The sequence below is a fragment of the Aequorivita aquimaris genome, assembly GCF_001573155.1.
GTDB lineage: Bacteria > Bacteroidota > Bacteroidia > Flavobacteriales > Flavobacteriaceae > Aequorivita > Aequorivita aquimaris.
The window spans coordinates 267,496-279,858 of sequence record NZ_JRWG01000004.1 but is presented as its reverse complement, the minus strand read 5'-3'; the positions used below and the strand labels follow the sequence as shown (position 1 = coordinate 279,858).

The window sequence follows — 12,363 nt, the reverse complement described above, 5'->3', positions numbered from 1 at the left end:
ATTAACACTACGGCAAAACGAATAAAATTTAACTATTTTTGACAATCATTAAAAACAAAGATTATGGCATTAGAAATAACAGACGCAACATTTGAAGAAACGGTTTTAAAAAGTGACAAACCGGTATTGGTTGACTTTTGGGCAGCCTGGTGCGGACCTTGCCGAATGGTAGGGCCCATCATTGAAGAAATAAGCAAAGAATACGAAGGCAAGGCCGTAGTAGGAAAAGTAGATGTGGATGCAAACCAAGATTTTGCCGCAAAATATGGCGTGCGAAATATTCCGACCGTTTTGGTGTTCCAAAATGGCGAAGTAGTGGGCCGTCAAGTAGGCGTTGCTCCAAAGAATGTTTATGCGGAAGCGATTGATTCACTTTTGTAAAATATTTCAAAAAAGAAAAATTAAACAATAAAAGGCTTGGCGCATTGCTGGGCCTTTTTCTATATTAGTAAAAATCTCTGGTCGCGAGCGTGCTAAGTGCAGTAAAAGCACAATCGAGACTTCTTTTTGATATAACAGCCTAAAAATCTCTCGACTGCGCTCGAGAGGACAGATTGCAGACTATGGAAAAAACAAATAAAGTACAGGATAAAATTGACAGTAAATTACTGGAAGAACGCAAAGTTTTCCTCTGGGGAATGGTAGATGACAAAAGCGCACGCCATGTTGTGGACCGTTTAATGTATCTAGACGCGCTGAGCCACGACGAGATTAAATTTTACATAAATAGTCCCGGTGGATATGTTACTTCCGGGTTTTCTATTTACGATACCATGCGTGAAATTAAAAGTCCGGTTTCAACCATCTGTACCGGTCTGGCAGCTTCCATGGGAAGTATTTTGCTTTCCGCTGGCGAAAAAGGAAAAAGGTTTATCCAGCCGCACGCCCGTGTTATGATCCATCAGCCCAGTGGTGGTGCAAGAGGCGTTGCCAGTGATATAGAAATTACGGCGCAGGAAATTTTGAAGACAAAAGAAATTAGCGCACGTATTTTGGCCGAAAATTGCGGACAATCTTTCGAAAAAGTGATGAAGGATTTCAATCGCGATCATTGGATGAATGCCGAAGAATCTGTAGATTATGGAATTGTTGATGGCATTTTAAAATAGGGAGTATGAAAAAAATATTTTTGGCATTTGGAATTGCAACAACCATCTTTATTGGTTGCAAACACGTTGAAAACAAGGAGAATGTTTCCGATGAAACAATGGAAACAACGGACAACAATGTTGTAGATTCACACAATTCCGAAAACTCGCTGGATTGGGCGGGCGTGTATGAAGGAACAACGCCCTGCGCCGATTGCGAGGGAATTAAAACTGTATTGGAGTTGAGAGACGACAAAACCTACACCCTTTCCCAAACTTATTTAGGGAAGATGGAAGGCGAAAATGAATTTGTGCAGACTGGCAATTTTGTTTGGGACGAAAGTGGCTCCAAAGTACTTTTAAAATCCGAAAGCGACACCCTTCAGTATAAGGTAGGCGAAAACCAACTGTGGATGCTCGACAGTTCCGGCAATATGGTAGAAGGCGATTTAGCGGAATTTTATATTTTGAAAAAAACGCTTCAATAATAGGTTGGCCGTTGAATATAGAGAAAGAAATAAATGAGATAACAGGTTTTAAAAATCTGGAGCTGCTTGCAAAACAAGTGGTGGAGGGCTTTATTTCTGGACTTCATAAAAGCCCATTCCACGGGTTTTCTGCGGAATTTGCGGAGCATAAAATCTATAACAACGGCGAAAGCACAAAACATATAGACTGGAAACTTTTCGCCAAAACCGATAAACTTTATACCAAACGTTACGAAGAGGAAACGAACCTTCGGTGCCACTTGATCGTGGATAATAGTAGCTCGATGCATTACCCGAAACTGAAGGAATTCAATATCAATTCTCTCAATAAAATTGGGTTTTCGGTCTTGGCTTCGGCTGCAATTATGAATTTGATGAAGCGGCAGCGCGATGCTGTTGGGCTTAGTGTTTACAGTGGCGAATATGAATTTTACGCTTCGGAAAAAGGCAGTGAGCGCCACCATCAAATGTTGCTTCAAAAGTTGAATGAGGCCTTGCTTTCTTCCGAAGAAAAATCGCAGACCAGAACCTATGAGCACCTCCATTTAATTGCTGAAAAGCTAAAACGCCGATCCTTGGTCTTTCTGTTTACAGATATGTTCCAAAGCGATACAGAGGCGGAAAAACTTTTTGAAGCGCTTCAGCATTTAAAATACAACAAGCACGAGGTAATCCTTTTTCACACTTTCGATAAAAAACGCGAAGTAAATTTCGATTTCAGCAACCGCCCCAAGCGATTTGTGGATGTTGAAACAGGTGAACATATAAATCTGTATGCCGATAATATTAAGGAGCAATATGAAGAAGCTGTGCAGGAATACTTCCACGAGCTACAATTGCGATGTGCCCAATATAGAATAAAGTATGTTTTAACCGATATAAATGAAAGTTTCAACAAGATTTTGACTACATATCTAGTGGAACGTCAGAAGTTTGGATAAAATTTATTATTTTTTAAAAAAATAGTTTGCGAAAATGAAATGGAGTGGTATATTTGCCACCGCTTAATACAGCAAGGGAGCAATCCCAAAAAGTATGGTAACAATTTTTCACTTTGCCCAACTGTTGTTGGGGTCTTTCGCAAGAAAGGTTGAAAACTTGGTCTGGTAGTTCAGTTGGTTAGAATACCTGCCTGTCACGCAGGGGGTCGCGAGTTCGAGTCTCGTCCAGACCGCAACAAGATGTTGTGTTGAAGTATTAAATTTAGTTTAATACTTTGTGGTTTAAGTAATTAGACCGATGAGAAGCTTATCCATATGGATGGGCTTTTTTTGTTTAATATACATTTAATTGCTTTTCTGACGAATTTTGGGTGCCCCATAAGGTGCCCCAAAAAAAATCTCGGGTGCCCCACTTTTCAAAATCCAATACAATCATATTGCGCCACCTTTATGTCTCCCAAAGGTTTTCAAACCCTCCCAACCTCTATATCAGAGCCAACGGAAAAAAATCGTTCCAAGTACGGGCAATCTTGGGGCTTAGTCCTCTTCCCAGAACCTTTATTCTTCTTCTTCAAAGCCATTTCAGCTTAGCGGCAACAACTTGCCTAAAATAATAAACCGTTCTATCAAACGATAGAACGGCTTTGGGAAACTTCAATTTATTCTCCCCAGAATAATTATTCCCCACTTCAAAGAAAGGGAGTAATTTGTCCATTTCTTTGCGGGATTCCGTAAAACGTCAGTTTTTTTTAAATATAAAAGCTAAAAGTCTGTTCCCTGGGCCTATAGGCAGCTTAAATTATTCCCAAATCCTTTACCATTGCCACCAGATGAATGGCATTTTTCGCTTTAAAGTGAATACAAAGCTTCCCCACCCGCTTTTCTACGGAACTAAGACTATTGGGCAGCATATTGACAGCCTTAAAATGATCAGCGATTTCCTTTTGGGACAAACCTTTTGCCAGGTGCGTCATTAAAGCGATATCATAATCCGCTATAATAGGTGTTGTTTTTTTAGAGAGTGCGTTTTCCACTTGGGGAGAAAGATAGGTTTCTCCATTAAAGACCTTGTTTATTGCGGTCTTCAATTCCTCCAGCCCCTTTCGGCCCTTGCACACATAGCCGTTCAGTTTATGGTCCATTACCAGTCCGCGTACCAGTTGCAGCCTATCTTCCACGGAATAGGCAATAATTGGCAGTTCTGGATGCTTCTGTTTCAGGATGGCTATCAAGTCCGCTCCCGATGAAAATGTTTGCTCTCTGTAATCTGGAATATAGGATAAATCAGTTATTAACAAGTCGAAAGGGTCTTTCTCTAACTGCGCCTTTTCTATTTTCAAGAAGGCATCGTCGCAATACATAACCTCCGTAATCGACCCTATTCCCAAAGCCTGCAATACGGAAATAACCCCTTGGTTTATACAGTCAATATCGTCTGAAATAAGTACTTTTTTAAACATACTCAAATAATTATCGTTGCCTTAAATCCCTTATTTGGTTCTGTTTCAAAAGTAATCTTTCCGTTAATCGCTTTTATGCGGGATTCCGCATTCTGAAGCCCATTTTTATTTTTTAGGATACAACCCTTGCCATTATCGGCATATTTAATGACAATATTTTTTCCTTTCCTATCAAAATTTAGCACCACCGCAGTAGCCGCGCTGTGCTTGGCCATATTGGTCAACAATTCCTGCAATACCCGGTAGAGGTTGGTTTTTTTAATAGCCGCTACGGCATTCCAATCAATGGGAACCACATCTCTTCTAATCACGGAAATTGATTCACTTTCATAACTCATCAACAGATCGGAAAGTGCTTCCTCAAAATTTTCAATGGCCATGGCACTGTTTTCCTTGGAAATATCCCTGCTTTTGTGGTAAATAGATTCCAGATCGTCCAAAACCTCCTCCTTTCCTGCGGGCTTGCTCTGTATTTTTGCCATTAATCTATACACATCGTTTGCCACTTCATCGTGTACTTTTTTAGAAATACGTTTCTCCGTGGTTTGTACCTGCTTGATCTTTTCTTGCTTATGCTTGTTCCGTATTGTGAAATAAAGGGCAATGCTCAACAAAAATCCGACTATGGCCAAAGCCAAAATAAGGATAGTCCACGTTTTCTGCTTTTCTTTTTCCAACTGGGCGGCAAGCGTATTTTTACGTTCCTTTTCCACATTGTACTTCATAAAGGCATTCCTGTTCTCTGCCAGTTGCTTCTCCTTTGCAATGCTATCTGTTATTTCGTTAAACTGCACTATCCTTGGGTCTGGGCTCATCATGGCAAAAAGAGAAAGAACGTCTTCCAAATAAGACAGACTGTTCATTGTTTTCGCAACTACATACCCTTGGTTTGCAAATTCCAATGCCTGTACGGTATCGCCCTGCTGAAAATAATATAGGGCTAAACTTTTGTAGCTGGAGTATTTGCCTGGCATATCATTTTCGGCCTCCCGCAAGTCCAAAGCCTGCTCCATTATAGCTATGGCTTCAGCCTTATTTCCTAATTTGGTAAGCGCCACCCCCTTGTTGTTTAATAAGCGGGCATAGGCGGGTTTGTTTTTTGCCACTCCTTTTTTTTCCAATGCCCTATTAAATTGCTCCAGGGCTCTTTCAGGATGCCCCATGTCCACATATACGTTTCCTATATTGTTTAAAAGGGTAAGACTGTCATTTAGATTTGCAGAAAACCGTAATGCCTGCCCGTACGCATCAATGGTTTCTTTGTGTCTATAGGTAGCCCGGTAAATTCTTCCCAACTGATTGTAAAGTCCTTTTTTTGCATCAACGAGCGTATCCGCACCCGCAGTATTGTCAATTAATTGCAAGGCCTCCACGGTAGCTATCTCACTGTCATAGCTATTTCCCATTTCAAAATGGGCAATGGCTAGCATCCTCAGATCCTGTATTGCCTCATAGTCATTTTTCTGCGCCAGGTGCTTTTCCTTTAAACGAGTATAATATGAAATTGCCTTCGGAAAATCTGCGCTGTGTTGTGGATTCAAAATACGGTTGAAGTGGTAAGCGGTACTGTCAATTTTATATTGACCCATCATTTTACAGGGTAAAATACCCAATACAATAAATAAAATGAGGAATGAAAAGTAGGGCTTCTTCATTCCTCAAAAATAAAATTTATTTCCAGATTTTTTATTTAACCTCCACCAATTGGTGGTGTGGGCGGAAGATTTCCATCATCGCCACAACAGCTTTGTGGTTCTGCTTGGTCTATTCTAGCTTCTGGAGTACAAGAGCTGATCGCAATAATAAATAATAATATGCCGATTAAAAATGTTGCTTTTTTCATTTGAATGTGAATTTTTTGGATGAACAATAGGGTGTCTGTTCTAAAAAATCTGTTGTGATTTTTTAAAAGAAAATTTGAAAAGCTTAGGACTGGCCTTGCTCTGTAAAAAGGGAAGAAGGAAGTTCTGAAGTAATGCGGAAGACTTATTTCCCCACTTCATCTAATGGCATTACTCAGTGCCTCCTTACTGATATTGAAATCTTTAAAACTTTTAGATTCTCAATGATGTAGCAAATAAAGGGAGATGCTGAATAAAGGGTTGGAAAAGGATTGGAAACATATTGGAAATGATCTTCCAAAGAATTTCCAAGTGAATTTTGTAGTTTTAAGCATTGGATAAAATAGCTGAAGGTGCATAACAGATTAATTATAGAAAGCTTTGAAATGGCTTTAAGACAGGAAGAGGATTTAGGAAATATGAATCCTTCTAAATCCCGTTTGGCCACTGTTTTGTCAAATTATATTGATGAGAATCAACACTTTCAATTTGGTGAAAGAAGATTAAGAGATTATCACAATGAGGCAATGGCAGATGAACAAGTGGAGATAAAGCAACCTGCAGTCCTCGAAGGACTAGCTTCTTTTTTAGGATATGAAGATTACACTCAATTTGTTATAAGGATTAAAGAAATTAAAAAGGATACTTCCACACTTGAAGCAGAAAAGAAAACTGCTGGCGATTTTAGATTTAAGAATTTTATAAGGAGTCATAAAATATCATTAGCCATTATTTTAATCGCTTTAGTGGTAATATTTTCAGTAATGGCATCCAAACAACAGCGTTGGATGGAATGGGATGGCAATAATTATGTGGAAACTCCTTTCGATGCCGACAAATTGAGCAAAGGTGAACTCAAGGCATATAAAGAGGATAGAATAGCTAGTTTTAAACTGATAAAGCCAGATTGTAATACTGTATTCTTCAATCCTAACGGTAGCGTTCGGGTATGGTATAGTAAAAACAAAGATGGCAGTCTTGATTTCTTTTCAGACTATGGTCTTCATCCCATAACAGGAAAAACCCTAAAACCCATCACCAAGTATATTATTGATAAATATATCTGCTATCAATAATAAGCTAGGTTTTTATTTTTGAATATTGACTCTTCGTCCCCCCACCTCGTATTTCGTAGCTTCAGCGTAGGCAATCCAACAAAATCTGTCCCAAATGCGGAATCCCGTAAAAGGATTGATTTGCAATGTTATATTTTTAAAAAATTATAATTCAGTATCCGACAAAAGACAACTGATAACAGACAACCGAAAAATGACCCGGTACAATTTTGACCATTTGTTCGCTGATGAAAAGCTTGTATATGTAGAAAAACACTGTCCCAAGGTTGCAGATTTTCTGACTTGGACAGACCCTATAAAAAGTATTACTGTTTATGCCGTTGCAAATTTTTATGCTGAACTCATATTTGATTTAACTGAGCGCAAGTTAGAAGCCATTATTCCTTTTGATACTGTGGACTATCTGGCAAAATACCGCAGTTTTATGGCTCCAGTGGAAGGACAGATTAGAGGCTTGATACATAATCCTAACCCTTTTGGAAACTTATAATAATATGAAAGCAACACAACTAATACAAACCCTCGCCCAAACAGCAACATTAAAAACCAAACTTCAACAAACCCTTGCTGCTTATCAAAACCTGGATTATCATTTGCTGAATGAAGTACTTGATGATGACTGCCTATATCAAGATATGCGGAAAACCTCTTTTATTCTTGAGCAAAAGAAAATATTTGATTCCCTGCGGAAAAAGGGCGATACCCAAATGTTCCTCTCCACAAATATCTGTACTGGCTGCCTATGCGGCAAGCCTCTTTTTGTGCTTACGGGCAATAATTCTGGTTTTAAACATGCGCTCTATTTTGAGTTTACGGGCGATGTGATTACGGATATTTTTAGATGTTCGGAGCAATCGGATTGGTTGGATTGGATGGAGCCGTTTTAAATAATGTTGTTGCTTTATGGTTTTCCGTAAAGTAATTATAAAAAGGAAATTATAGTGAAAAAGTGGGTTCGGTTCCCCGACTTCTTCCCACTGAAGGATTTACAAAGGGAAGCAAGGAAAAAGGGATTGGTGCTGCCAAGCGTTTGTCTTTATCAAAAGCGCAATTTAACGGCATTGCGATTGGGATTTGCCCATTTAAACCCCCAGGAAATGGATACTGCCGTCAGATTGCTTAGCGGGGCTTACTATGAAGTGGTAGCGAATTTGGCTTAGGTTGCTGATAATATTTGGCAATTTGAATATCTGTTGGGTTTTGTCCTATAAGATTTTCAACCGAAACGTATAGGGCAGAATGATTAAGAATATTAGAAAACCAGGTAAGGTTAATAAATGAAAAACTTAAACATTTTGTATAGAGATTGGGCTTGGTGAGGGTTTAAATTCATCAACCTAGAGCCAATCTTTTTAAACCTTCCAAGCCCAAAATCCTGCTAGCTATTTCATCCTCATTTCTTAAGATATAAAAGAAGTCTAAAAAATCCTAGACTTTGTAGCTGTTACGCAACTATCTAAAACCGACAAAACTACTCTTTTATAATTTTAATTGTGTGGGTTTCCATATTGTCTTCCACTTGAAGTATGTATATCCCATTCTTTAGGAAGGAAAGGTCTAGCTGTGTTTGTAAAGCATTGATATTTTTACTCAAGAGTTGTTGCCCACCCGTACTGTATATTCTTACGTCTTTTATAGTCTTTTTATTTCTTAAATTAAGCGTATGGTTTACAGGGTTTGGATAAACTTGCACGGTAGTTTTCTCAGCGGGATTATTGCCCATACCCAAAGCCTGCAAGTCGATGGTATATTTTATTAATCCCAGATCTATACTCCCTATATAAACCTCGGCACTTTCTTCCTCGAATTTTACGGTGGCGTCAACAGCGGTAATCTGTAAGAGTTCTTCATTTGCAATAGCCTCCCATGTTTGTCCCCCATCCAGAGAATAAACAATCGTAAATTGTGAAACGTCAGAATCAAATACAATTCCCACTAGATGCGCATCTACAAACTCTGAATGGAATGTTTTATGGACCAGGCCATCATAAATTTTAGACCAGGTTGCTCCCCCATTTAAGGATGTGAAGATGCCTCGATTGGTAGAAAGTGTTACTTGGTCTTCGTTTAAAGGATTTGAAGCCAGATGGATAATTAAATCAGTTCCGGGGAGCAGTTCTTCCAAGCCCGTGCTGGAATTTGCCCAACTTAGCCCCCCGTCTTCAGTTTTATAAATATTTGTTCCTATAGAGATTAGTGCCTTATCCACATCATTTTCATAAAAATATATACCTTTTATCAAACCCGTTTCTGGAACTGTGATGGCCGTATTGGTAATATTGTTTGGATCGCTTATATCAGCTTTCCAAAATTCAATTTCTCCCATATTATTGGATAGGGAATACCAAACTTCATTTGGGGTATGTGGATCCACTTTTAAGGCATCCACATAGTTCATATAAGTATTGTAAATTTGAAATTTATTTTGTCCATGGTCATTACTAACTTCTAGGTCTGCTCCAAACCAACCGCTACTAAAGGTAAAGACTCGCCCCTCAGTGGTCGTATCTACAAACAAAGTAGGGGCATCGCCTTGGGTATAGGCATCCAAGGGAACAAGATCAAATGCTTCTTCGGTCTGGGTGGCTAGATTCCGATGTACAAAGCCATATTGCACTCCGTAATATAAGTGCATATCGCTCTGCGCAAATAGACCTATTGAGCCGGTTGATCTAAAATACTTATTTTTTTTCCACGTTATAGTAGCACCACCATCTTCAGAAAACATTGGAAAGTAATCACTATTGATAAAAACTTCCTCCTCATTAAATGGATTAAAGGAAAGATTCCATCCTGAATAGTAAGTATGAACATCGATAGGCTCGTAAACATAATGTTCCCAACTTGTTCCGTTATCATTCGAAACAACTATTTCATTCTCTTCCAGTACAATGATATGACCTTCTGTAATAGGATTAAACGCTATTACATTGATATTGTTTAAGCTTCCTTCCGTCCAGGTTAAAGGAATCGCATTCCAGGTTTCTCCCCCGTCGTATGAACGATATAGGTTTTCTGGGCTGTTGCCGAAGCTTATTCCTGTGGCTACATATATTTCGTCAATATTGAAGGGGTTGAAAGCTATGGGGTGTAAAATAATATTTTCCAACTTCAGGTTCCAAGTTTGACCGGCATCTGTGGAAGTCAATAAACCCCCTTCTACCCCATTTGGCCCAAACCCTCTGGTTAATATAAGATGTTGGGGATTCTGTGGATTAATTGCAATATTATTTAGAGAGACCCCATCATAGTCACTTTTAGAATAAACTTGATCCCAGGTTTGGCCACCATCCGTAGTATAATAGGTTATTTCATCGGTGCCAAATTCAAGAACGGCATTCATTAATATAATGTCGGAATTTTGGGGATAGATAGCGTATGACTGGATATATTTTACATTGGCACTATTGGGAATTTCTATTTCTTTGATTATAGCATTTGTGCTCAGATCTAAAATGAGGATACTGTTGTCAGCCGAGTCGCGATTGTATTTTACGAAACTCAATGCCATATTATTATTTGTCATTCTCAGGTTTTGAAATTCATTGGCGTCCTGATATCGCATCGAGAATAATACATGCCAAGTCTCTCCGTTATCTTCCGACCGTAAAATGTGGTTATTCATAGAGGTGGCAAATAGTCTATTTTCCACAGTAGGATGGTACGTAATATTAAATATCCTACCATAATCTTCAGACCCCACAAAATCCAATTGGGCATATATGGGGATAGTGGCATTAAAAAACAGCGGTAAAACTAAAAAGAGAGTAAAAAGATTTTTCATGGTGTACTGGTTATAAAATTAATTGCAGCGCTAAAGTGTAAAATCAAATTGAATTTCAGATAGAAGACCACACGAATTAATAGGACATGGGAAAATAAATAATGGGACAACCAGATATTTAGATATGGGAGAGATACGGAAATAGTTCGGCTGTTTCTTGAAGTCCCATTTTTTTTGCGATACGCTCTTTTCTTTTTCTGCAGGCATCTGGGGTAATATTCAACAGCGATGAAATTTCCTTGATGGATAGATTCATGTACAAATAGGATAAAAAACGTATATCATTCACATTGAGATTTTGGTGTTTTTCCCGCAGCGAGCTCAAAAAACCGTGATTGGTTTCTTCAAAATGTATGAGGAAATCATCTTTGGTTTTATCCTTTTTGATTTGTTTGTTTAAAATGGCCACATATTTTCTGACTTCAGGTTTGTTTGATAAATCTACTTGCTCTTTGATGTTCTGTACCACTTCCTGCAATACTTCATTTCTATTGGACATATTTAATGCCTTAACCGCCAATGTCCTGTTTTTTGCTTCCAGTTCACTTTCCAGTTCCAGCATTTTAATTTTTTGATTTCTTTCAGCAATTATCTTTTTTTGCTTATCTCTAATGTGGGCATTTCTCCAGGTCCAAACAATCACTAGAATTATAAATACAATTGCACTGAATGAAGCATAGAGCATTTTACGTTCTGCTTCATAATTTTTGGTTTTCTCTATCATTTCAATTTCATAATTCCTCATGGCGAACTTTACACGGTTTGCCTCAAACTGGCTACTGCTCTTTAGATGGTATAGACTATCCTTGAGAATTATGACCGTATCTTTGTATTTACTGGCCAATTCGTACTTTTTTTCCCTATAATTAAGATTTGAAAGATGTTGGAATATATTTATTTGCGTGTCCAAGCTATTATGGGGATTTTGGGCCAAGGCGGCAAACTCTTCTGCTTTTTTTATATTCGCTTCGCTTAACGCTATTTTGGATAGTAAAAGCAGTCCGGATGCTTTTTGTTCTATAAATTCCAAAGTGGTCAACTCAGGTATTAAACGCAATAATTCTTCCTTAGCGTTTTTTTGTTCATCACTTAAATAATAATTTTCGGCCAATGCATATCGCCCCTGCAATAATACATTTTGATGGTTTTGAAGAAGCGGCAGCGCCTTCTGCAAATACGCCCTTGCATCCTCGAGTCGGCCTGCGCTATTGAGTGCCAGTCCTAAATTGACGGCATAAAGACCCATCTTAAAACTGTCGGTGTTTTTATGGGCAAGGGTATAAGCTTTTAAAAAATACTTTTCTGCCTCTCCAAGATTGTTTTCTTGATAGAAGAGAATCCCAATATTATTGAGAACGACCATTTCCTGGGTTGTATCCAAATAACTAAGGGCAATATCATAGGCCAGAAGGTAATTTTCAAGGGCTTCCCCATAGTCGGAAAGTTTATAATAGTTTGCTCCAATATTGTTTAACGTCAAGAATAATTCTTTGTGCCAACCTTTTTCCTGGGCGATTTTCTGAACCTTGGTAAGTATTTCCAGAGATTTGGCATGCTTATTTTGATGCATCGCTTCAATAGCTTGCTGTATAAGTATATCACATTCGGGTCGTGTTTCCTCTTGTGCATTTATAATTAGAAATAAAAAAATTAGTAGCGACTTCATTGGGGAAACTTTTAATAGT

General features: G+C 38.5%; 12 protein-coding genes and 1 tRNA gene. 8 read left to right on the top strand and 5 right to left on the bottom strand.

The annotated features are described in order from the left end of the window. The first annotated feature begins 63 nt into the window (after positions 1–63). The 5 genes from trxA (at position 64) to LS48_RS08610 (ending at position 2,750) form a co-directional block, all read left to right on the top strand. Positions 64–381 carry a thioredoxin gene (gene trxA, locus LS48_RS08630; RefSeq protein WP_062622016.1) on the top strand — a complete coding sequence of 106 codons (318 nt, stop codon included), beginning with the start codon at positions 64–66 and terminating at the stop codon, positions 379–381. 182 nt (positions 382–563) lie between these two features. Further along, entirely contained in the window at positions 564–1,109 is a 546-nt protein-coding gene (locus LS48_RS08625; protein ID WP_062622015.1) for a ClpP family protease, read from the top strand. A 5-nt stretch (positions 1,110–1,114) separates the two neighbouring features. Then, positions 1,115–1,576, top strand: a complete 462-nt coding sequence (locus LS48_RS08620; RefSeq protein ID WP_062622014.1) for a copper resistance protein NlpE — start codon at positions 1,115–1,117, stop codon at positions 1,574–1,576. An 11-nt stretch (positions 1,577–1,587) separates the two neighbouring features. After that, on the top strand, positions 1,588–2,517 hold the full coding sequence (locus LS48_RS08615; RefSeq protein WP_062622012.1) for a DUF58 domain-containing protein: 930 nt from the start codon (positions 1,588–1,590) through the stop codon (positions 2,515–2,517). A gap of 159 nt (positions 2,518–2,676) precedes the next feature. After that, positions 2,677–2,750, top strand: a tRNA-Asp gene (locus tag LS48_RS08610). Positions 2,751–3,311: 561 nt separating this feature from the next. Here the strand turns inward: LS48_RS08610 and LS48_RS08605 are convergent. Genes LS48_RS08605 through LS48_RS15510 form a run of 3 tightly spaced genes read right to left on the bottom strand, consistent with a single transcriptional unit; the run spans position 3,312 to position 5,820 of the window. After that, positions 3,312–3,977, bottom strand: coding sequence for a DNA-binding response regulator (locus LS48_RS08605; protein WP_062622010.1), 666 nt, complete (start codon positions 3,975–3,977; stop codon positions 3,312–3,314). 2 nt (positions 3,978–3,979) lie between these two features. After that, positions 3,980–5,632 (bottom strand): tetratricopeptide repeat-containing sensor histidine kinase, encoded by a 1,653-nt coding sequence (locus LS48_RS08600; RefSeq protein WP_062622008.1) that lies wholly within the window; start codon positions 5,630–5,632, stop codon positions 3,980–3,982. A gap of 35 nt (positions 5,633–5,667) precedes the next feature. Next, positions 5,668–5,820 (bottom strand): hypothetical protein, encoded by a 153-nt coding sequence (locus LS48_RS15510; RefSeq protein WP_193392794.1) that lies wholly within the window; start codon positions 5,818–5,820, stop codon positions 5,668–5,670. 384 nt (positions 5,821–6,204) lie between these two features. Here LS48_RS15510 and LS48_RS08595 point away from each other — a divergent pair, with 384 nt between their 5' ends. From LS48_RS08595 to LS48_RS08585, 3 genes are all read left to right on the top strand, one after another. Next, complete coding sequence (locus LS48_RS08595; protein ID WP_062622005.1) at positions 6,205–6,894, top strand: hypothetical protein; 690 nt, start codon at positions 6,205–6,207, stop codon at positions 6,892–6,894. 94 nt (positions 6,895–6,988) lie between these two features. Beyond that, a complete protein-coding gene (locus LS48_RS08590) occupies positions 6,989–7,384 on the top strand; it encodes a hypothetical protein (RefSeq protein WP_062622003.1) in 396 nt (131 codons plus the stop codon). Between the two features lie 4 nt (positions 7,385–7,388). Further along, a complete protein-coding gene (locus LS48_RS08585; protein ID WP_062622001.1) occupies positions 7,389–7,781 on the top strand; it encodes a hypothetical protein in 393 nt (130 codons plus the stop codon). 584 nt (positions 7,782–8,365) lie between these two features. Here LS48_RS08585 and LS48_RS08575 read toward each other — a convergent pair. Together LS48_RS08575 and LS48_RS08570 are read right to left on the bottom strand one after the other, a co-directional pair. After that, positions 8,366–10,678, bottom strand: coding sequence for a T9SS type A sorting domain-containing protein (locus LS48_RS08575; RefSeq protein ID WP_062621996.1), 2,313 nt, complete (start codon positions 10,676–10,678; stop codon positions 8,366–8,368). A gap of 118 nt (positions 10,679–10,796) precedes the next feature. Beyond that, a complete protein-coding gene (locus LS48_RS08570) occupies positions 10,797–12,344 on the bottom strand; it encodes a tetratricopeptide repeat protein (protein WP_062621994.1) in 1,548 nt (515 codons plus the stop codon). Positions 12,345–12,363: the final 19 nt, after the last annotated feature.